This is a genomic window from Thalassotalea hakodatensis, assembly GCF_030295995.1.
Taxonomy (GTDB): domain Bacteria; phylum Pseudomonadota; class Gammaproteobacteria; order Enterobacterales; family Alteromonadaceae; genus Thalassotalea_C; species Thalassotalea_C hakodatensis.
In genome coordinates, this window is the sequence record NZ_AP027365.1 from 4057616 (window position 1) to 4079655 (window position 22040).

17 protein-coding genes are annotated in these 22040 nt (G+C 36.8%); 14 read left to right on the forward strand and 3 right to left on the reverse strand.

Annotation, left to right across the window (positions count from 1 at the left end; all coding sequences use genetic code 11):
- The first annotated feature begins 2 nt into the window (after positions 1–2).
- From QUE72_RS18005 to QUE72_RS18045, 9 genes are all read left to right on the forward strand, one after another.
- Positions 3–2480, forward strand: a complete 2478-nt coding sequence (locus tag QUE72_RS18005) for a hypothetical protein (RefSeq protein WP_286270537.1) — start codon at positions 3–5, stop codon at positions 2478–2480.
- Complete coding sequence (locus tag QUE72_RS18010; RefSeq protein ID WP_286270541.1) at positions 2467–3861, forward strand: hypothetical protein; 1395 nt, start codon at positions 2467–2469, stop codon at positions 3859–3861. The genes QUE72_RS18005 and QUE72_RS18010 overlap by 14 nt, the downstream gene beginning before the upstream one ends.
- Positions 3861–4451, forward strand: a complete 591-nt coding sequence (locus tag QUE72_RS18015) for a condensin complex protein MksE (protein ID WP_286270542.1) — start codon at positions 3861–3863, stop codon at positions 4449–4451. The genes QUE72_RS18010 and QUE72_RS18015 overlap by 1 nt, the downstream gene beginning before the upstream one ends.
- Positions 4452–4629: 178 nt before the next feature.
- Positions 4630–6750, forward strand: coding sequence for a hypothetical protein (locus tag QUE72_RS18020; RefSeq protein ID WP_286270544.1), 2121 nt, complete (start codon positions 4630–4632; stop codon positions 6748–6750).
- A complete protein-coding gene (locus tag QUE72_RS18025; RefSeq protein WP_286270546.1) occupies positions 6743–7699 on the forward strand; it encodes a hypothetical protein in 957 nt (318 codons plus the stop codon). The genes QUE72_RS18020 and QUE72_RS18025 overlap by 8 nt, the downstream gene beginning before the upstream one ends.
- 10 nt (positions 7700–7709) lie before the next feature.
- Entirely contained in the window at positions 7710–8606 is an 897-nt protein-coding gene (locus tag QUE72_RS18030; RefSeq protein WP_286270547.1) for an HTH domain-containing protein, read from the forward strand.
- Between the two features lies 1 nt (position 8607).
- The gene (locus QUE72_RS18035; protein ID WP_286270548.1) at positions 8608–9489 is read left to right on the forward strand and encodes a hypothetical protein; all 882 of its coding nucleotides are present in this window, start codon (positions 8608–8610) and stop codon (positions 9487–9489) included.
- The gene (locus tag QUE72_RS18040; RefSeq protein WP_286270549.1) at positions 9490–10455 is read left to right on the forward strand and encodes an AIR synthase related protein; all 966 of its coding nucleotides are present in this window, start codon (positions 9490–9492) and stop codon (positions 10453–10455) included. It begins immediately after the preceding gene.
- Between the two features lies 1 nt (position 10456).
- Positions 10457–11008 carry a nucleotidyl transferase family protein gene (locus tag QUE72_RS18045; protein ID WP_286270550.1) on the forward strand — a complete coding sequence of 184 codons (552 nt, stop codon included), beginning with the start codon at positions 10457–10459 and terminating at the stop codon, positions 11006–11008.
- Between the two features lie 576 nt (positions 11009–11584).
- Here QUE72_RS18045 and yihA read toward each other — a convergent pair.
- A complete protein-coding gene (gene yihA / locus QUE72_RS18050) occupies positions 11585–12220 on the reverse strand; it encodes a ribosome biogenesis GTP-binding protein YihA/YsxC (protein ID WP_074499599.1) in 636 nt (211 codons plus the stop codon).
- Positions 12221–12415: 195 nt separating this feature from the next.
- Here yihA and QUE72_RS18055 point away from each other — a divergent pair, with 195 nt between their 5' ends.
- From QUE72_RS18055 to QUE72_RS18075, 5 genes are all read left to right on the forward strand, one after another.
- Positions 12416–13648 (forward strand): c-type cytochrome, encoded by a 1233-nt coding sequence (locus QUE72_RS18055; RefSeq protein WP_074499598.1) that lies wholly within the window; start codon positions 12416–12418, stop codon positions 13646–13648.
- A 119-nt stretch (positions 13649–13767) separates the two neighbouring features.
- Complete coding sequence (locus tag QUE72_RS18060; RefSeq protein ID WP_074499597.1) at positions 13768–14391, forward strand: paraquat-inducible protein A; 624 nt, start codon at positions 13768–13770, stop codon at positions 14389–14391.
- Positions 14384–15010: a paraquat-inducible protein A gene (locus QUE72_RS18065; protein WP_286270551.1), complete on the forward strand. Its 627-nt coding sequence runs from the start codon at positions 14384–14386 to the stop codon at positions 15008–15010. The genes QUE72_RS18060 and QUE72_RS18065 overlap by 8 nt, the downstream gene beginning before the upstream one ends.
- Entirely contained in the window at positions 15003–18011 is a 3009-nt protein-coding gene (locus tag QUE72_RS18070) for a PqiB family protein (protein ID WP_286270553.1), read from the forward strand. Before QUE72_RS18065 ends, QUE72_RS18070 begins: the two co-directional genes overlap by 8 nt.
- Positions 18012–18201: 190 nt before the next feature.
- Positions 18202–19728 (forward strand): DUF418 domain-containing protein, encoded by a 1527-nt coding sequence (locus QUE72_RS18075; protein ID WP_286270554.1) that lies wholly within the window; start codon positions 18202–18204, stop codon positions 19726–19728.
- A gap of 11 nt (positions 19729–19739) precedes the next feature.
- Here QUE72_RS18075 and thiE read toward each other — a convergent pair whose 3' ends face one another.
- Both thiE and QUE72_RS18085 read right to left on the reverse strand, forming a co-directional pair.
- The gene (gene thiE / locus QUE72_RS18080; RefSeq protein WP_286270555.1) at positions 19740–21236 is read right to left on the reverse strand and encodes a thiamine phosphate synthase; all 1497 of its coding nucleotides are present in this window, start codon (positions 21234–21236) and stop codon (positions 19740–19742) included.
- The gene (locus QUE72_RS18085; RefSeq protein ID WP_286270556.1) at positions 21233–22039 is read right to left on the reverse strand and encodes a thiazole synthase; all 807 of its coding nucleotides are present in this window, start codon (positions 22037–22039) and stop codon (positions 21233–21235) included. Before QUE72_RS18085 ends, thiE begins: the two co-directional genes overlap by 4 nt.
- Position 22040: the final 1 nt, after the last annotated feature.

A 22040-nucleotide genomic window follows, 5' to 3' on the forward strand; every position in this document is an offset into this window, starting at 1 on the left:
ATGTGTTTACTAAAATTAAGGCTAAAGATAAGCACTGTATTTCAGTCAGAGACCCTCAAAAATTGAAGGATTTGATGTATGCGCGAGACATACTATCTGAAACTGAAATGCGTTATAGCCTTTTTCCGCTCAATGATGCATCTGACGAAAACGTAGAGTCGTTGAGAGCGTTAATTTTAATGCTTTTCGATATGGAGACATCAAATGAAGGTGTTGCTAAAGCGGTTGCTAATATTGTTGAGTCAGAGAAAAAAGAGACAAGCGATGCATTAAACTTTGATATTCAATCTTTTTTATTAGCACATGACTCACTTAAGCTGGAAGAGCAAAAGTTAACTGATATCGAAAACAAAACGAGAGAGTTTGAAACCCTAAAGTCTAACTTTGCCAAATATAGTGAACTGTCAGAAGTTGAGACTCGTTTTGTTGATTTTTATCTGCACCTGAGTCGCAAATTAAAAGAAACAAATGAAGCCGTAAACGAATCGGCAGGGAAAATTAAGGAATGGCAACAGCAATTACAACCTATTGCTGACCAAGTTAAGGTAATCAACCAAAATTTGTTCACAGCTAATAAAATCATTAACACTTCAGAACAAAATATAGCTAAGACTCAACAAGCGATTGATAAAGGAGAGTTCGAGTTAAGCCGTTATGTAAACATGACGCAACAAGAAGTACTAGAGCTTCTTGATGAGGAACTGATTGATACGCAAGAGAAGATTCAAGCTTATCAAAATACGAACGCTAGACGTATACGAATTAATAAGCTTGAAACTGAAATTACTCAGTATCGGAAAGCTCAACAGAATATAGAGTTGGATATTAAAAATTCAGAGTTTGCGATTCAAAAGCAGTTGCCTAACGATACACTAGATCTACTAAATTCAATTAATTCACGGCTCTTATTGGCAAATCCGGGTAAGGAATTGGAAAAGCATGAAGTAGATGCAATTGAAAATTTTAAAGGCTTATTTAGTGACCAAGGTTATTTATATAACTTTTGGGGGCAAGAATTTAGAAAATCTGACTCTAGGGCAACTCGCGATTTACACAAAGAGCTAGAAAATATTGAATCCGAAATTAATGCTGTGATTTTGGAAAAATTTGACCTTGAAAAACAAGATACTGAAAACCCATTAATCATAGAGAAAAAACTTCAAGAACTAGGGAAAGAGTTAAAAGAAATAGAGCGCGTTAAAAAGGTTATATTTGAATTAAATGATAATATCAGCGCTTTAAAAATATATAGCGGACAGCTAGCTGAAAACCAAGCTGCGGTTGAGGAATTTTCACCTCAAGTAGTAACCTTATCAAAACAACAAGGTGAACTATCTGAGTTAATTGAATCTGAAAAACAAAAACAAACGGGTTTAAGTCGGGAACAATCTCAGCTATTGGCACTTCAAAGTAACGCGAATGGTACTAAACAAGCCTATCCAAAAGTTCAAAAACAACTAGAAAGACAGGGAACAGCTAATAATAACACCACTTTAACATCAGAATATTTATCTTCTCTTCAACACGACTTACAGCAAGTTGATCAGTTGAGGGGGCAGATACTTGAAGGGCTTCGAGATTTTGCTCGGGATGGGTTTATCGAACTAGAAGATGATCTTTTTAACTCAAGTCCAGTACCGAGCACGATTCATCAGGCTTATGCCAACGTTAAACAAATCTATGATGAACTTGAAGGTCAATGGCACCTACTTAAATCAAAAACTCGTTCGCATAATGAAAGTGTCAGTAATTATGCTGATATTTTAGAAAAGAACTTTGAGCATATTAGTCGCTTTGAGAATCAACTTAACCGCTCGTTTGAAGGTATTTCGGTTAATGACTTAACTCAAATTGAAGTGTCTATCCATGTAGACCCGCGTTTTAAAAATCTCATATCTGAAATTCAAAAGAGCTATAACGAGTTTAGTGAACAAGCTCTTTCTGAGCAGTTCTATCTGAGGCTTCAGGCATTTAGCAATGCGTTTTTCAAAGATGGTGAGCGTAATAAGCTAGTAATGTCTGATGTAATTAAAAAAGTCAGCTATAGAGTTAAGAAAGATGGCCATGACAGTTGGCAAACGAAACAACAATCAACTTCTACCACTGCATTGATCAACCTTAAACTGGTGCGAATTCTACTCGCAAAATTACGAGCTGATAGTTGTATGGTGAAGCTACCAGTAATCATGGATGAAGCGGCAAATATCAATGTGAATCAGTACGAATGGCTTTTAAGAGATATCAAGGACAGCGGTTTTTATCTTTTCACCGCAGGTACTCATAGCTCTGGTGCAGAACTAGTTCACATGATAGGGAACCATTATGATGTTGACGCTTTAAAAACAGCAAAACCATACACAGCCGAGAGAACACGCGTAGTTTGGGATGGCCCACAGTCATTTTACGATGAAGAAAGCTTTGAATCATTTGTAGAAAATGATCAGATTGAGCTTTTGGAAGGTGTAAATGAAACAATTTAGCGCCATTCAAACACTAAAAATAATGTTAGAGCGACCTAACATTATGTTTAATGTCATCAAAAAAATGGACGCGCAAAATGAGCGTTTCATTAGTGAGGGAGCTGTAGCATTTGAAGTTTTGGAAAGTATAAAGCACCTAGATAAGCTAGAGCAGCAACGTTTCAAAATAGCTTATGCAACGGACAATTTAGCAAAGTCACATATTGTTGCTGATCAAGATCAGGTTGATAACGTTAGCCGCTTAATGTTTCAAGAATCCGTTGTTTCTATTTTTAGGCTTTGTGAAACATCTCTATATCAAGAGCTAACAGATGCAAAATTAAAAGCTGAACTCGCTTCTTTTTGGCATATTCAAAAGAAACTTCTTTCTGGTGATTGTAGTTTCAACTCAATGGATTATGACTATACAGAGCTGGTAGATGAGTTATTTCACAAGCTCGGTAGTTTACTAGATTTGCTCAAGCGCAACTTGGTTAGAATGCAGAGCATTAATAGTGATTTGGAAAAACTATCGTTTGAGGTGAGCAAAGACGGTACTGACTTTGTTGAGTACAGACAAAAAGTGCTAGATGACGTAACGCATCTATATGAAAGGCATATTCTTCCCACTCAGCGATTTGTTAATCCTGACGTAAAGTTAGTGGATGGAGACAACCTGCTAGCGACAATCAACTCTATAAAGTTGCTATTTGATGCTCATGGAAAACATGAGCTTTCTGACCAAGTGTTTCGCTATGGACTGAGTTTTACCAACATCATCAACCCACTAAAAGACGTTTCAAATCAGATAAATGGTTTTATTCGCAAGACCCAGAAGAGTTTAACTCAATTTAACGCGATGGAATGGCACTTTGAACGCTTTAAGAAAAAGTATGAAGAAACTCTGGATGGTCGTGTAAATCGCACAAAAATAGATAACTCTTTCGCTGATGACGTTCCTTTCATGAAAAATGTGAAGCGAATTCCGAGGCCCAAAGGATTAAAAATTGAAAATAATAGCTCTTATTTTTACAACATATTCAAAGATCTTGAGTATCGAATCCAAGACCAATTACTGCTATCAAACGAAGATATAGAAGCAGAAGGCCAAGCTTTGGTCTCTTTCACCTCGAAAGATCGCTTAAAGAGAGCAAAGGCAATATATGACTTGATAGAAAAGCTCTCATTGAGAGAATCAAAGGACGTAATTGCTACCCTACATTACCGCCTTCAAAGTTTATTACCAGAATATCACTTTGTTGATCTTATAAATGCTGTCGTCCATTTCATGAAAAAGACACTTGATGGAAAACGTCTGATTAAGACAAACAACAAGGCGTTCATTCAACAAGAAAATAAATATTACGTATATAGGATTGTCATCTTGCAGGAGTCTAACTAATGGAAAGAGAAGTTATTTACAGCTTTGAAGAAATTCCTTACACCAAAAGTGCTGAGATTTACCGACTATTCTCTCAAGGTCGAGTGCTCAATAAGCAGCGCTATGACGATGTTCACGGTTGCTTAGTAGATGATGATTTATTCACATTGGTATTCAATAAAATTAAGCACTTTTCCCTTTTCTTTAAACATATGGGGTATGACCTAAAGTTTGATGAAGACGGAGACTTTTACTTCACTCAAGACCTTCGTGACGCTAACAACGATGAATCAGATGATAATGCCATGAAGATTCAATCTATCCTGCTTTTTATTGGAAGGTACTATGCAACAGTAGGCGATTTGGCACAGTTACAAGATCCTATGTTTGGGCTGAAGGAATCAGATATTGATGCATTAAAACAAGACGATTTGCTAGCAAGTTCGCTGAAGGCTTTAAGGATAGACAATTGGGACAAAGCACTCGAATACCTGACAAGCAGAAGCCTTATATTTAAAGTGTCTCAGGATAAATATGTGCTAAGTAAAGCCGCAATGACATTTTTGAATAGGTTGATAGAGGCTCATTCTGAGTTTATCAATAACAACTAAGTCAGGTAGTAAATTTAGAAGAGGGTACTTACTCATCTATTTGAATGATAGCCTGAACTAAGTTAGTCGACTTATTTCAATAACTATTGAATTATTGTTGTCATATACTTATTAGTTGGTAAAACAGCGAAAATTATTTACTATTGTGAAGAAAATTCACTAAAAGGATCATGAGGTTATGAATAGACCGGGAGTAGTTTTAGAAGAAATGATGAGGATTATTGGGCCATCATCAAACCCTTTAGCGCCTATGTTAGAAGGAATTACTAACTCACTAGAGTCCATTCTTAACTTACCTGATGACTTTGAAAGAAAAATATCAATTGAACTGCATTTTAATGATAGTGATGATAACGAAGGTGGTAAGCGTTTAGATTACATGATAATTGAAGATTCAGGGAATGGATTCAATGATGAAGCATTTACTAGATTTAGTAACTTACTAGACAAGAGTAAAGGATTTAAAAATAGAGGTACAGGCAGACTTCAATATTTGCATAGATTTGGTGAAATAGTCATTGAAAGTAATTTCATCAATGAAGGTTCATATTATTTGAGGAGTTTTAAGTGTAATAAGCAGTCATTTATCTCTAATAACATATGCAATAATTCGAATTCTGAGATATTGAAGACAACAGTAAAATTCATTAACCCTAAACTAAACAATCAAGACATTAAGTTTTATTCGTCTTTATCATTTCAAAAGTTTGTATCTATAATTAAGTCCCATTTTGCATTAAGGGCATATTTGGAGGAAGAAAAAGGGATTACATTTCCCAATATAGAATTAAAGTATTGTTACACTGTCGCTGATTCAGAAACGATTTTAATAACAAAAGATGACTTACCCCAGCCGAGTGAGCGAGGAACTTTTGAAGTAAATTATCAAAGTGCTAGTTTAGATAAAAATAGCAAAGTGTGTTGGCATGTTGATAATTCTAAGCTCCCTGAAAAATTTGAGTGGCTAGTTTTTGACTTTACTGAAGAAGAAATTGATCGGCATGGAGCATTCTTATGCTCAAAAGACATACCTATTGAAGAGTTAGAAAATCCAGTTCTGAAAAAAAGCAAAGGCTTTAAGGGGACTAAACGATTAGCTGCTTTTTACGGCCCTTACTTAGATAAACCAGAAAACGTCAACCATGCTGTAGATTCATTCAATATAAAGTCTAGAAGTGAAGTATCAAATGTTAGCAGTGATCTTTTTGATAATGACTCTGTTGTTTATATAGATGACATAAAAAAACAAGCTAACAATGAACTTAACATAATCTTTAAAGAAGTAATGTCTGCACAAAAAGTGGCTGAACAAAATGTTCACAGACTTGCTAAAGAACTAGGCATATCACAACAGTTTGCGAACAAAGTCTTAAAAACTATATCGCTAAACGATGATGAAGATTCAATTACAAGTAAGTTACTAATAGAAGAAGCTCGGTTTATTGCTGATAAAAGCAACACAACCAGAAAGTGTCTTGATGATATAAAAAGCCTTGATCCCACAAGCGACGATTATAGAGAAAAACTAGAGTCAAAATCGAAACAAGTTTCAGAACTAATTGATGCTCAAAATAAAGAAGAGCTTTCAAAGTATGTAGTTCGCAGAGGGCTGGTAGTAAAGTTGTTGAGCAAGATACTTAAGAATGAGCTTGATGTACAAACCAAAGAAATACCCAAAGGAAAGAACAGAGATCGAGAAGGCATCATTCATGATCTCATATTTAAAAGAAAAAAAACCAGTTCAAGCGTAAATGATCTTTGGATATTGGACGAAGAGTTTGTTCATTTTGATGGGTTTTCTGAAACACAATTTACCAAGATGCAGCTCAAAGATGGCAGACCATTTCTTTTTCCCGAAGCTTTAGACGAAATGAAAGAAATGGGATTTAAGCCAGATCGTAGACCTGATGTCTTTTTATTTGCTGACGAAGGAAAATGCATCGTAATAGAATTTAAAGAACCAGAAACAGATCTAGCGGATTACCTCCAGCAGATGCCAAGATATTGCCAACTAATTGCAAATTATGGTCAGGTAAAAGTTGAAAATTTCTACTGTTATTTAATTGGTGAAAAAATATTTCCTGAAGCCGATTTGAATGAGTATGAAGAATCAGTTACTGGTTCTTGGTATAGAGATTCCATTCCAATTCGGGCTACAAAAATGAATAATCGCAGTGTGATTGCAAATATGAGACTTGAGGTAATTAAATTATCTGATGTGGCAAAAAGAGCACACAGACGGAACAAGAGTTTCGCTGATAAATTAGGGTTAGATAAGCTACTTGATAATTATGAGTAATACACAATTTCTCGAAACTAATGAAACGGTAATTGTTACCTCTGGATCTGCTTATATCGACATAGATGTTCTCGCTTGTTCTTTGGCGTTAAGTTATTTACATAGACTATGTGGTAGAGAATCAATTGTATGTCATACAGGCAAAATGAATGGAACCATTCCCGAATCTATAAAAGTTGAAGTTAATGACTTTTTTGAGAAAAAATTACCCTGTTTGGGTAGATTTAAATATGCATTAGTTGACGTATCCAACCCTAAATATTTTGAAAGTTTTGTTGATAATGAAAAAATCATTGAGGTTTATGATCATCATTTTGGGTTTGAAAAATATTGGAAAGATAAACTTGGTAAGTTTGTGCACATAGAACATGTAGGTTCGTGTGCAACATTGATATGGGAAGAATATGTCAAACTTGAAAAAGTTCATCAACTTCCAGAGTCAATTGCTAAATTGCTATATCTAGCAATAGTCTCCAACACATTAAACTTACAAGCATTTGTAACAACTGACAGGGATATTGATGCAAAAATTGGTATCGAGAAATTAGGGTTTATTAAAGCGGAATTGATAACGGAGTACTATTCACATATTGAACATCAATTATTGAATGATTTTAAAAATGTTCTTCTAAATGATGTAAAAACTCATGATTGGGAAGGTGAAGATTGCTTCATTGGGCAACTTGAGATGTTAGATTCCGGTGAATTAATCGAAACATATTTTTTAACAGGTACTGCCACTAAATATATACAAGAAGAATATGTGACGAATGGACAACTTTGGTTTGTAGTTATTTCTGATATAAACAGAGGCCATAACTTTATTTTTACGGAAAATAGAAGAACTAAGCGTTTGATTGAAAGAACTTTTTCATTTACCTTTGATGGCAATTTCGCCAAGTCGGATAGGCTATGGATGAGAAAGGAATTTATTCGAGACATGAGTTAAGGAGAGTTAAATGGAAAAGAGTCTTCTGGACATAATACACATTGTCTTAAATCAAGTTCAAAAACCCTTGACAGCGGAAGCGATCTTGAAAGAAATAAAATCAAATAATTTATATGATTTTACAGGTAAAACTCCTAAAACAGCAATTAGAGCAAGGCTTGCTGAAAACATCGATCAATTCGAAAGCGCATCACAATTTGTAAGATTACAGAAAGGAACATTTGGTCTAAGAAAGTGGCTAATTGAAAGCCCCGGACAGTACAAAGAATACGAAGCGAAGAAGAAAAGAAACCAGCTAATGGACGAATATTTAGCTGTGTTTAATAGAGATACTTTACCCCAAATAGTCTCCATTAACGGTTTAAACGAAGTTCCCATTGACTCTAATTGGTTCAAAAATAATTGTACGCCTATGGTTAGGCATGAAGCAGAAGATGATTATTCTGTTGTTCAATTAATCTCTGTTTTTATAATTAAATTTAAAGATAAAATCATAACTCACACTAGATCTGCAAAAGCTCCTGAGTCAAGGTTACACGGAGAAAGGTCCATTGTTTTTGGTGGGCACATTACATATGAAGAAGTTAACTCTTTATTTGACCCTTTTGACCCCAATTCTACTCACCCATTTATCAAGCGAGAATTGGAAGAAGAGATTACCGTTTCATCTGATTCAGTAATGACACCAATTGGCCTATTATACGATTCTACAAGAGATGTAAGTAGTCAGCATTTGGGGCTGGTATATTTAGTTGAAATGATTAATGAAGATTACGAAATTGGTGAGAAAGGTTATCACATTAATGATGAATTAACTCACATAAGTGATGTCATCAAAAACAAGAGCGATTATGAGAATTGGTCGGTAGAACTTATAGATAAAATTTTAAATAAAGGGAAATATTAATATGGATCAAAATGATATCAAAAGCATTGTTCTATCTCTAATAGCTAGTGGGATTTTTCAAATTCTCTTTTGGATAATTAGTGCAGTATACAATAAGTTAAAAAACGGCTTTAAAGAAACTTCTTTAAGTTTTTCAAGTACGATTATTGCGATTTGGTTTACTCCAATTTTTATATTATTAACTTGCCTCTTTGTATATTTTGATAAAGTCGATATTTTAGTTGCGGCTTTAGTTACAAGCTATGCTCTTGCTATTACTACTTGGGTGTTGGCTAGGGAAATTATCAAGTTTAGAAAGGTAGGTATAGTTGGGGTTGACGTAAATATAACTAAAGGTATTGATTATAAAAAAGCTTTAAAGCTGACAAAAAGAAACCTTAAGGTATTAGGTACTGGTGCTGATAAGTTGACTCAACTTGAGGATGAATTTGCGGAGGCGATAAATTCAGCTTCAAGGCAAAATAGAGTTCAGTTATTACTTTGTAATCCAAATAATAATGCACTAGTGGAGATGGCAGTCAATGATGGTAAGCAGCAAAATGAATATGCTGACAATGTAAAGACTTCATTGAACAGACTTAAAACAATCCATCAAAATACAGAAAAACTAGAAATTAGATTTTATGATGCAGAAATTCAAGAGGATATGCCTGTTTTTAGATTAATGTTTTTCAATGAACATTATTGTTTGTGCTCATTTAATTCGTTTGGAAATAAAGATAAAGGAACATCTGCGCCTCAATTGCATCTACACTGTCCTACTAATAATAACGGAAAACTTCTTTATTACAGAGCATTTGAGAATTACTTCAATGATTTATGGAAGCAGAGTGAAAAAAATAGGATTTATGACAAAGATGATTGGACAAAATTTGGACTCTAAATGCTAGATTACGATCAAACTTATTTTGGATGTGGAAACAAGGTTCCTGCATATAGTCTTAAATCACTACTAGATGAGAGCGATTACTCATTTTTAATACCAGATAATAATATTGTAAAAATTAACGATGAATACTTAGTAAGTTCGATTGACACCGTGTTTCCGTTTACAAGTGATATTGCATTATTTGCAAAGGCGACTGTGTTGCATTGTGCCAATGATTTATTCGCATCTGGAGTTAACCCAATTCAAGCAAACGTGAGTATTGGTGTTAGCGCAAGCCTTGATATTAATGAGATACAACAATTGTTTAATAGCTTGAAAGAAGCATTAAATGAGAGAGAAATAGATTCTTGTAATTACCACACTTTTAGGGCCGATCAGACATCAGTCACAATAGCAATGAATGGCACAGCCAAAGAGTTAAAACCGAAAGCTAGATTGAGTGGCGATTACGATATTTTTTTAACTAAACCTATTGGTTTTTGGACAACTCAAAAGCATGGAACTGGTGATGCTACTCTTTGTTCAGAACAGTTACTTTTAGAAAGTAACTCCATATGGTTAGATTTTATTCAATCTGAATTAGTAAAATATTCAACAGACATTTCAGGTTTTGGTTTAATTGGTCACATAGCCTCTTTTTTAGAAAGTCAGCAATATTGTGCATCATTAGATTTGGGTAGGATTATTAGTCCGCTAAATATAGATCTTGCTAACATCGAGCATTATTTAGGATGTTCAGCGAAATCTAATCTTGAGTCATTTGGAGCATGTATTTCCTCAGTCGAAAGGTTAAATGATATAGTGCTGGATGTGCTATTTGGTGGCGAAATAAATGGTCCGATCTTAATGATAGTTGAACAAGATGCTGAATTAGGCAAGTGGTTTGACAAGTTGATACATATAGGCACAGCTTCACCTCATGTGATCAGTAAAAATCAAATAATAAAAGTTAGGGATTAATATGAAAGTTGGGTCAATTCATGGAAGGTTTCAGCCATTTCACAATGAACATTTAGATTACGCTCTAGCAGCATTAAAATCCTGTGATTTTCTTTGGATTGGCATTACCCAGTACGATATTGAAGAATTAAAAAAGTGTAATGACTCTCCAAACAGAAGTGTTCTGTCATCAAATCCACTTACCTATTTGGAAAGGATCAATATTATAAAAGACGCGTTACTAGACGCGAATATCGATAGAGCCAAATTTGATTTTATTCCATTCCCTATTGATGAGCCTGAAAAACTTTACCAGTTTGTTGATATTAATACGGTCTGTTTTACGACAATTAGGGAATCGTGGAATAGATCTAAAGTAGGGCGCTTGTCACAAGCGGGTTATAAAGTTGAAGTACTATGGGAGAATCTAGAAGATAAAGAGGTGTCATCAACTTTGATTCGGGAATCTTTGCTAAATGGTAATGGGTTATGGAAAAAGATGGTTCAACCTTCAACACAACAGCACATTAATTCCCTTAATCTGACCAATCGACTTCAAGAATATCTCAAATAAGAATCATAGAACCTAAATTTATACTTGTTGCAGTCAAGTCACAAATAACACAAAGTCAAATGTCGACAGAAATTTGAAAAAACAGAGTATTAGAGCCAATCTTCACATTGCTTCAATACAGCCCTTTAAAATTAATAGGTTATATTCTCGCCTAATGAAAAAATACTCTCGCCTAATGAATCTAACCACATAAATATAACATCATTGCATAAATTCAAATATTTTTAGAGTAAACACTTTACTTTTATAGAGTGGATACTCTATAATCAGTTTTGTTCCTAGCGAACACCTGTTGTAAAAATTTTATATTCTAGCTTTCCCCAAAGCTATCAAGCCGAAGATGATTCATCTTCGGTTTTTTTTTGCCTAAAAATGACTGTTTAAATTTCCTTAATAATTACAGCGTTTACCCGTAAAACTAGAATAATGCTAAAAATTGACTCAGGTAAGGGATAATAGGTTCGTTTGAAAAGGAGTTTCTCTATTCAGTAACCTCAGCTTTGCATAAGCAATGCGTTTATAGCATTGATATTATACAAACCTGAGGTTAAGTAGTACTTAATAGAGCATCGTGATTTATGCTTCAATCAGTTTTTCTGGGTCCATCCATTGGCAAATCACTTGGGTTGCTTGATCAACACCTGTTTTTTTCAATGACGAAAAGGCTTGCACCTTAATGTCGCCGCCAAGGGGTTGTAGGGTTTTCTTAACTTTTAATACTTCTGCGCTCGCCTTTCCTTGAGATAACTTATCTGACTTGGTTAACAACGCTAATACAGGTAATTCACTGTCTACCGCCCATTCAATTAGATCACGATCTAAGTCTTTTAGTGGGTGGCGAATATCCATTAATACCACCAAGCCTTGTAAGCTTTCACGCTTTTCTAGGTATTCACCTAACGCTTTTTGCCACTTTTTTTTCATTTCGAGCGGTACTTTTGCAAAACCATACCCTGGTAAATCTACAAGTCGTAACTGTTCTTCAACTTCAAACACGTTAATTAATTGAGTGCGACCTGGCGTTTTACTGATACGTGCTAAACTTTTCTGGCGTGTTAACGTGTTTAATGCGCTTGATTTACCTGCATTAGAACGCCCTGCAAACGCAACTTCAATACCGGTATCTTCTGGAAGTTTTCGAATATCAGGCGCACTGATCACAAAGGATGCTTTATTTAAATTAACTGCAAAAGTAGACAAAACCGTTTCCATCTTTAATCTTTAGTAATGGGCCTATTATATCTGTTTTTGAAAAAAATTAGTGAAAACCTTACTTTTTTTAGCGTTTTTTTCTAACACAGGCTTAAAAAGCCTTTGGTTTCGTGTAAAATGCCGCGATAATTAAAAAACTAACAACGATGCTTGATTGGCTATGAATCAAGCGCAATATGAAACAGAGAGCAATCCATGAAAAACGTTTTATTTTCAATGGTCATCGGGTTGGGCATGATGGCTCAGGCTTATGCCTTTGCGGGTGACGCCCAATCAGGAAAAACAAAAGCAGCTGTTTGTGCAGCTTGTCATGGTAGTAACGGTATGGGTACCGCAGACAGCTACCCAAACTTAGCGGGTCAGCACGCTGATTATATCGTGAAACAGTTAAAAGCGTTTAAGGCTGGTGATCGTAACGATCAATTAATGTCACCAATGGCAGCAAATTTATCTGAGCAAGACATGGCTGATTTAGCCGCGTACTATTCAGCCTTTGGCATAGACGGCTCTGCTCCTGCAGGGGGAGGTGATGAAAGCACAACCCAAACAGCAGCTGCTCCAGTACCGGAATATCAACCAAATGCTAGTGCCGGTAAAGCCTTATATGAGCATGGTGATGCAGAACGTGGTATTACAGCATGTATCACTTGTCATGGTAAAGACGGTAACAGCAAAGTGTTGATTAACCCTAACTTATCTAATCAGCACCCTGAATACATTGAAAAGCAATTAAAAAACTTCAAAGACAATGCGCGTCATAACGCGTCAATGAATCAAGTGACAGCAAACTTATCTACCGAAGATATTGCTAATCTAGGCGCTTATTTTGCAGACACTGCTGCGGTAGGTGAAGTAAAAGCGTCTACAGGTAAAGTAGCCGTCAAATCATTTGTTGGTGATGCAAAATTAGGTAAAGAAAAATCTGCAACGTGTATTGCTTGTCATAATGCAGACGGTAACTCAACTAATGCAATGTATCCTTCAATTGCTGGACAAGGTGAAGCTTACCTTTACAAACAGTTGAAAGAATTTAAATCAGGCGTTCGTGATAACGCAATTATGGCCGGTATGGTTGGCGCGTTAAGTGAAGAAGATATGCAAAACGTTGCTGCATATTACGCTTCACAAAAGTTAAAGCCTGTTGCAGGCGATGCAGATGCTTTTGGTAAAGAGCTTTACGTTGGCGGTGATGCTGAGCGAGGCATTACAGCCTGTATCGCGTGCCACTCTGTCAATGGTGGTGGTATGGACAGTGCTAGCTTCCCTGCTGTTGGCGGCCAGCATCCGGGCTATTTAAAAGCCCAGCTTCAAGCCTTCCGTTCTGGTACTCGTGCTAACGATAAAAACGGCATGATGCAAGATATTGCCAGCAAACTTTCTGATGCAGATATATCAGCACTTGCTAATTATATGTCTACATTAAAATAAAAATTAACATCTCTTAAAAAGCAGCGTCATCGCTGCTTTTTTTATGTTCAAAATAAGTTGCGATTATATCAGGATCACATAAACTAAAATTACTTCCAATTTTACAAAGGGTTATATCAATGACAGCGTCGCTACCAACGGATACCTTAGCTGCCTGTCAACGCTGCGATACCTTGGTAAATCTTCCCAAGCTCTCAAACCACCAAAAGGCGCTTTGCCCTTGTTGTAATACGGTGTTACATTCCCCTAAAAAGCACACCCTTGATAAAACATTCGCTATTTCATTTGCAGGGTTATTATTATTAATACCCGCTACTGTCATGCCGTTAATGGGCATATATGCCGCAGGTCAGTATAACCAAGCGTCATTATTTACATGTATTGTTTTATTAGCGAATGAAGGTTTTTATTTTATTGCCTTTTGTGTCTTTATTTTTGCCATTGCTGTACCTGCTGTTCGTTTATTCACAGCGTTTTATTTAACTTTTTGTTTGAAGTATACGAGCAAAAAACCTCACTTGATCGTGTTTTTCCGCTCTTATCATCTACTGAATAACTGGGCAATGATTCATGTATTTTTTCTAGGGATCATCGTGTCATTATATAAATTAGTGGATATTGCAGATATTGCTATTGGCACGGGCATTACCAGTATCATTCTATTGTTGATGTGTTCAACCATGCTATCCATCACGTTAGACCATCGATTTATATGGCAACAGCTGGAGCAAATCAATGACTAGAACAGCACTTTCGAATGGTTTAGGCAGTTGTCCTAGGTGCCAAAAAATTAATAAAATGCACAGTGAAAAACAACAATGTTCTCGCTGTGCTCATTGGTTTTACAGTCGTAAACCAAACAGCTTACAACACACCATGGCGTGGACAGTGACTGCTTTAGTCTTATTTATACCTGCCAATATCTACCCCATGATGACACTCCATACCTTTGGCAAGACAGAGGCGTCAACTATTTTACAAGGTATTGCAACGTTCATTCAAACAGGGCATTACCCTATCGCGTTCATTATTTTTATGGCTAGCTTTATTATTCCGTTAGGGAAAATTATTGGATTATTTTTTTTGGTTTATCACGTTAAACATCGCAGCAATATGAGCCTGAAAAGGCAAAGCCATTTATTTCATATCGTTGAAAATATTGGTCCGTGGTCAATGCTTGATGTATTTGTCGTCGTAGTAATGGCGTCTGTGGTGAATTTAGGTTTTATCAGTAATATTGAAGTTTCTTTAGGGGCAAGTTACTTTGCCTTAATGGTTATCGCAACGCTGATGGCAGCACATAGCTTTGATTCTAGATTGCTATGGGACAACAACAATAAAAAAGAGCAAACACATGAGTAATAAACAACACCATCCGCTTGACGCAATTATATCATCAAAAGAAAGCGTTTCTGCTGTTTGGTTAGTACCGATTATTGCGTTGCTATTTGGTGCGTGGCTAATTGTAAAAGCGGTGTATGAACGAGGCGTTTATATCACCGTACAATTTAATCAAGCAAGCGGCATTGTCGTTGGTAAAACAGAAGTAAGATATAAAGGTTTACCGATAGGTGTTGTCAAACAAGTAGAAGTCACTGATGATCTACAAAGTTTATTAGTACAGATTGAAATGGTAGCGAGTAGTGAAGAATTACTCACTGACAATACAACGTTTTGGTATGTCACTGCTGATGTGTCATTTCAAGGTGTTACTGGGTTAGATACTTTAATATCAGGTAGTTACATAAATGTTCAGCCCGATTTAGAGCACAGGGGGAACCCTAGCAGGTTTTTTGTCGCATTAAATGAAGCACCAGAACTCGATAAATCTACCCCTGGTTTACACATTACTTTGAAAACCAATACTCTTGGGTCAATTAACACCAACTCACCGGTTAGCTTTAAGCAAATTCCCGTTGGCCATGTGTCAGGCGTGCAGTATAACGTTGACGATGCTACCGTCGATATTTCAGTGTTTATTAAGCCTGAGCATGCCTATTTGGTAAAAGAAAACTCTATTTTTTGGAACGCTAGCGGATTCGAATTTACCGGTTCTTTAACCTCAGGCATTAACATTAAAACCGAATCAGTAGGTTCCATTATATCGGGTGGTGTTGCCTTTGATGATCCTAAATTTTCAACACCGTTGCCCTCTGCAAAATCAGGTCATGAATTTACTTTGCATCCTGACTTTCAAACTGCCGAAATGGGGCATGAAATTACCTTAAAGCTTGATTGGGACACCGGTATAGATAAAGGAGCTTTAATTGAGTATCAAGGACTGACCTTAGGGGTCATAGAATCATTTAGTAAAATTGACCCAACATCTCGTAAAATTACAGCTATCGCGAAAGTGAGCCCTCGTGTTGTTCCTTATTTAACAAGCGACTCGCAGTTTTATACCGTTACCCCAGAATTAGATTTAGGCGGGGTGACCAATTTACGCACATTACTAAAAGGTTCACATCTCAGTTTACGACCATCATTAAAAGGGGAGCCTCAAACACAATTCAATGTGTATGCACATAAGCCAGCTTATGATTATGACGAACCAGGCTTACATATTATGTTAACCGCTAGCGATGTTGAATCTTTAAAAATAGGTACCAATATTTACTATAAAAAACAACCTGTTGGTACCGTTCAAGCCATTGAAAATAAAACCTCTGAACAGGTAATTGTGCATATTCATATTAAAGAACAATATAAACAATACGTTAAAAGTAACACTCGCTTTTGGAATACCAGTGGCGTAAGAATAAAGGCAGGAATACAAGGTGTAGACATTAAAGCACATTCATTACAGTCTATTTTAGCCGGTGGTATCGCTTTTGATACGCACGAAACCGTTAATGCTAAATCAGTGAATAATGGTGATCTATTCCCATTACTTTCATCGAGAAAAATCGCGAAACAATCATTGCCCCTAACACTGTTAGTTGCTGACGCTAAAGGTATAAAACGTTCAACACGTATTATTCATCGCGGCAACGTTATTGGTTCAGTTCACGCTATTCATCATAAACAAGATCATCATGAACTCGTTGTCGGGCTGTTACCAGAATTTGACTATTTATTGAAAGAATCTACAAAATTTTGGTTGGTAGATCCGCGGTTAACTCTCTCTGGCGTTACTGATACAGAAGCATTTTTCGGAGGAAGCTATATAGCGATATTGGCGGGAAAAGGACCATTTAAACAACGCTTTCATATGTATCAAAAACCACCCGCTAAAGAACTACATGCCAGTGGGTTACAGCTCACATTAATGAGTGAAAACGGTGCTAGTCTTGTACCAGGGAGCCCAGTAACGTATAAAGGTATTTCAGTTGGTCAAATAGACAGTGTAGATCTCAGTAAAAATGGCGATAGTACATTAATTACCATTACTATTGATGAAACTAACCAACATTTAGTTAATCAATTTTCCCGGTTTTATGTTTCCAGTGGCATTTCATTAACAACTGATTTAACCAGTGTTTCATTACAAGCAGAGTCTGCCGAAACAATTTTACGTGGAGGGTTGAGTTTTTATAACCCAAAAGAAGGTGCAGCTCCGTTAACGAAAGAAGGCGAAAAATTCACGTTATTTTCCAGTCGTCACAAAGCCAAAGTAGCCGGCCAGGCAATTAGCATAAAATTTACCAATATTGCCGGCATTAAAGCTGGACTAAGTATTAAGTTTCATCAACAAACCATTGGTTCAATTTCTTATGTTGACTTTATTAATCAAGAGCAAGGAGCCATTGCATATGGCTATTTAACCGATTACGGCAAGCGATTCGCGGTGGAAGGCTCAAGCTTTTATTTTGATGAAGCCAGTATTGGCCTCACCGGTAATAAACACATAAGTTCAGCACTACAGGGTGGCTTTATTGGTGTATCTCCAGGCAAAGGTAAGGCTAAAACGCATTTTATTGCTGCCAATTCCGCTCCTGCAACTAAAGCACTTCCTTTTGGCTTAAATTTAACCTTAACGGCTAATTCACTCGGGTCGATTCGAGTTGGTAACCCTGTACTTTATAAACAAGTAGCTGTTGGCAGCGTTATTGGTATCGATCTAGCAAATAATGCAGACAAGGTTAATATTTATATTAATATTACCGATCGATATACCCCCTTAGTTACCCCTGAATCCAAATTTTGGAACACAAGTGGCTTTAGCCTTGAAGCGGGTCTTTTTTCGGGCGTTAATGTTGAGTCAGAATCATTAGAATCACTCATGTCTGGCGGTATTGCATTTGCAACCCCAAAGAGAATGTCGGCTGAACAGTTGGTTTTGCCAACTGTATTTGATCTTTATCAATCCGTTGAGCCCAAATGGCAAACTTGGTCACCTAGAATCCCATTAGCGCCACAGTAGTAAATTTGTACTCGAAAGTTCAATACGCCCTAGTATTGATCTTCATCATTTAGTAAAACCTGGTATTTTTTAGTGAAAAAATTAACACTTTTTATTAACTAAAATTAAAAAAACATTACTATTCAACGATATATCTATTGGAATATTAGTTGCATAGATCACAAGAATCGATAATAAAAAATATAATATTATGACAACACAATCCCACGATTTATCACCAGTACATGCGCAACAACGGATCAATTTATTAGATTATTTAAGGGGTTTTGCGCTTATTGGCATCCTCTTTATGAATGTTGAATGGTTCAATCGGCCTGATGTTGATTTATTACAATTTGACTTTACACAAACCGGCGGAAACTGGGCAGCAAGCTGGCTCGTGAAAGTGTTTATCGAAGGAAAGTTTTATAAATTATTTTCTTTATTATTTGGTATGGGCTTCGCCGTTATGCTCATTAGAGCACAAGAAGTTGGTCGACCTTTTGGCGCTTGGTTTACTCGTCGAATGATAGTCCTTTTCGTTATTGGCATGTGCCACTTAGTGTTTCTTTGGGGTGGCGATATTTTACATGATTATGCCGTCGCTGGGTTGATGTTATTAGGCTTTGTATTTATATTACGCTGGAAAAAATTATCACGTTTTAATACCCCCACAGCCTTTGCAAAAACTGGATTCACGCTTATTTTACTGCCCTTTATCATATTAACTTTTGTTGGGATCGGATATGGCGTAACTCACGATAACCAAAAAACGTCAGCCTCTTGGCAAGAAAAGAGCGAAGTAATCGCGCAAGTTGAACAACGTATACTTACCGCACAAAGTGTAGGAGAGTTTTTATTAACATCAGCCGAGTATAAAGCGTTAAACGAAAACTCAAATAAGCAAGATGAAACTAAAAAGAGCGAAGCTCTTACTAAAATCCCCGAACAAGAGCAAACTAGCGATCACACTGAAAATTCAGACCTTGATCAACACACAGAAGAATCAACACCTGAAGAGCGTATTGAAAAAAGTGTCAATAAACAATATGAAAGCAAACAAAAACGCCATTATCGTTCAGTTGAAGAGGAGCGCATATTTACAGAAGGCGATTATTGGCAAGCAACCCAACACCGGTGGGAAAAGGCGATTCGAGCATTAGGCAATACTCCATTCTTTGCTCTCTTTATTTGTTTACCTTTATTTATGGTAGGTTATTGGTTGATCGCAAGTGAACGATTAAAACACCCAGAAAAACATCAATCTTTTTTCAACACTTTATGCTACTGCGGACTTTTCTTTGGATTAATATTAAGCGTATCAGGAGTTTACCTTAATTTACATCCAGCAACTAAAGCGGCACCTGAATTACAAGCTGTCGGTAATAACCTGTTTTTCCTTGGTCAATTTGTATTGTGTGCTGGCTATGTGGGTTTATTCGTTAAAGTACATCAAAAACGTTGGTTTACACGTGCGTTTTCTTGGTTGTCACCGTTAGGTAAAATGGCGCTAACAAATTATATAAGTCACTCTATTATTTTTACTACGATTTTCTATGGCTATGCTGGTGGTATGTTTGGCCAAATAGATCGCACGCAACAAATGCTTTTTGTAGTCGTCGTCATCATCTTCCAAGTGATTGTTAGTTCAATTTGGCTATCATACTTCAGGTTTGGACCACTTGAATGGTTATGGCGCAGCGCAACATATTTAAAACTTCAACCCATGAAACGCTAACCGCCATGTCTTTAACTAGGTTGCAAGCAACGTTGTAACCTAGTAACTGCTTTTTGGTAATCGTCAGCTTCTGTTATTGCGGTAACCACCGCAACGGCATCTACGCCCGTTTGCCAAACTTGTTCAGCATTCAAATGGTTTATACCACCAATAGCCACTACCGGAATATTGTCTGCGATAGTGAGTATATGGCTTAAATTATCAATGCCTTGAATTTGTCCTGTCATGTTCTTCGTTTTCGTCGGGAAAATTGCACCAATCGCTAAATATGAAGGGTTAAGTTGTTTAGCAAGAATAAACTCATAACAACCATGGGTACTAATACCCAATCGAAGCCCTGCTTGGTTAATAGCAAATAAATCAGCATCGAGCAGATCTTCTTGACCTATATGAACCCCATAAGCCCCATGTTTGATCGCCAATTGCCAATGATCGTTAATAAACAATCTTGTTTTATAATGCTTGCTCAACGCTACGGCCTGCATGATGAATGCATCTAATTCTTCATCAGATAGATTTTTTAACCGAAGTTGTATGATTTCTAAACCTAATGGCAGTAATTTTTTTAACCACTCTACAGAGTCAACCACAGGGTATAACCCGAGTGATTGTTCCCCTTGAAAACTGCCAATAGCAGGGAATGGTGCTAAATCATGGTATTGTTGATTAAGGACAGATTCAACCGATGGAAATGCCGATGATACAAGCTTATTCATTTTTGGCTGATCAAATGCACCATATTGTTCAAGCTTATTTTCTTGTGCTTTCAGCCCCTGATGTATATACGTTTTTGTTAAGGTAAACGCATCTCTTAATAAGTAACCTTGTGCGATATATGATGCAATTGCCATGGCAAAACTACAACCACCGCCATGACTGAAATGCGTATTAACCCGAGATGAAGACAACCGAAACACCTGATCTTTCAAGCTATCATAGGCTAGGTCAGTCACCTTGTCTGACTCGCTATGGCCGCCTTTAATGATGGTAGTTTTAGCACCATATTGGCAAAGCCTTCGCGCTAATAAATTTTCATCATTAATCGTTGATTGAGTCAGCATTTTAGCTTCATCAAGGTTAGGTGTTACGATATCAATATACGGTAATATATCGCGAAAATGCGAAAATTGTAGCGTGGTTAACTTACCACCAACACTTGCGCTACCGACTGGATCAAATACCACAATTAACGTGGGATTTTCTTTTTTTAAGGCCATTAATATCGTAATCAACCATTGCACTTGATCAATTGTCGCAATTAAGCCTATTTTAATCACCGCAGGCTTTTTATCTTCTTTTAGTGCATCTACTTGTTCAGAAAGTAGAGATATATTTACAGGATTAATCGAATACAACTGTTGAGAATTTTGCACGGTATTGGCAGTGATCAGGTGACAAGTTTCAACGTTTAGGCTATGGCCTGTTTTAATATCTGCAGCAATGCCTGCTCCACCTGAACAGTCTGCCCCTGAAATGGTCCAAACAATTGGTTTATCAGCACCCGTCATTTTGTTGCTCCATGATGGTGCCAAAAGGGCGTATCTAATGTAGGTGTACTAGGGTGTGCTGTTTGTCTTTCAGGCATAAGCCCTGCAACATATGCTTTTTCACCTGACGCTACTGCCAATGAAAACGCTTGCGCCATTGCAACGGGGTTATCTGCCAATGCGATAGCAGAATTTAATAACACACCGTCGTAGCCCATTTCCATGGCTAAACACGCATCTGAAGGTTTACCTATTCCTGCATCTAAAATTAACGTGGCATTTGGTAATCTTAAGCGGATGGTTTCGAGGTTATAAGGGTTCATTAACCCTTTACCCGTACCAATAGGTGACGCCCAAGGCATGATCACCTGACAACCTAAATCATGCAATCGCTGGCATAACACCAAATCATCAGTGCAATAGGGTAGCACTTTAAACCCATCAGCGATTAATTGCTCTGTAGCCACTAGCAATTCAATCGCATCTGGTTGTAAGTTGTAGTCATCACCAATGACTTCAAGCTTTATCCAATCGGTCGCGAATATTTCTCTACTCATTTTCGCAAGGGTGACCGCTTCTTTTGCCGATTTGCATCCCGCCGTATTTGGTAATAAAAAACCTTGTTTAACGTTAACGATCTCTTGGATATATCGCCAAATTTGTTCACCACCCATGGCATTAGGGTTTTGTCTTTTTAGTGAAAGCGTCACCACTTGTGAGTCACTGGCTAGAATCGCTTTTTTCATGATCTCAGGTGAAGGGTATAATGCGCTGCCAATTAATAGTCGACTTGATAAGGCTTGGCCATAGATAGAAAACGACATG

Excerpts from the sequence above, each read along its gene's own strand:
- QUE72_RS18010 (WP_286270541.1), top strand. The coding sequence starts at position 2,467 with ATGAAACAATTTAGCGCCATTCAAACACTAAAAATAATGTTAGAGCGA.
- QUE72_RS18015 (WP_286270542.1), top strand. The coding sequence starts at position 3,861 with ATGGAAAGAGAAGTTATTTACAGCTTTGAAGAAATTCCTTACACCAAA.
- QUE72_RS18020 (WP_286270544.1), top strand. The coding sequence starts at position 4,630 with ATGAATAGACCGGGAGTAGTTTTAGAAGAAATGATGAGGATTATTGGG.
- QUE72_RS18025 (WP_286270546.1), top strand. The coding sequence starts at position 6,743 with ATGAGTAATACACAATTTCTCGAAACTAATGAAACGGTAATTGTTACC.
- QUE72_RS18030 (WP_286270547.1), top strand. The coding sequence starts at position 7,710 with ATGGAAAAGAGTCTTCTGGACATAATACACATTGTCTTAAATCAAGTT.
- QUE72_RS18035 (WP_286270548.1), top strand. The coding sequence starts at position 8,608 with ATGGATCAAAATGATATCAAAAGCATTGTTCTATCTCTAATAGCTAGT.
- QUE72_RS18040 (WP_286270549.1), top strand. The coding sequence starts at position 9,490 with ATGCTAGATTACGATCAAACTTATTTTGGATGTGGAAACAAGGTTCCT.
- QUE72_RS18045 (WP_286270550.1), top strand. The coding sequence starts at position 10,457 with ATGAAAGTTGGGTCAATTCATGGAAGGTTTCAGCCATTTCACAATGAA.
- yihA (WP_074499599.1), bottom strand. The coding sequence starts at position 12,220 with ATGGAAACGGTTTTGTCTACTTTTGCAGTTAATTTAAATAAAGCATCC.
- QUE72_RS18055 (WP_074499598.1), top strand. The coding sequence starts at position 12,416 with ATGAAAAACGTTTTATTTTCAATGGTCATCGGGTTGGGCATGATGGCT.
- QUE72_RS18060 (WP_074499597.1), top strand. The coding sequence starts at position 13,768 with ATGACAGCGTCGCTACCAACGGATACCTTAGCTGCCTGTCAACGCTGC.
- QUE72_RS18065 (WP_286270551.1), top strand. The coding sequence starts at position 14,384 with ATGACTAGAACAGCACTTTCGAATGGTTTAGGCAGTTGTCCTAGGTGC.
- QUE72_RS18070 (WP_286270553.1), top strand. The coding sequence starts at position 15,003 with ATGAGTAATAAACAACACCATCCGCTTGACGCAATTATATCATCAAAA.
- QUE72_RS18075 (WP_286270554.1), top strand. The coding sequence starts at position 18,202 with ATGACAACACAATCCCACGATTTATCACCAGTACATGCGCAACAACGG.
- thiE (WP_286270555.1), bottom strand. The coding sequence starts at position 21,236 with ATGACGGGTGCTGATAAACCAATTGTTTGGACCATTTCAGGGGCAGAC.
- QUE72_RS18085 (WP_286270556.1), bottom strand. The coding sequence starts at position 22,039 with ATGTCGTTTTCTATCTATGGCCAAGCCTTATCAAGTCGACTATTAATT.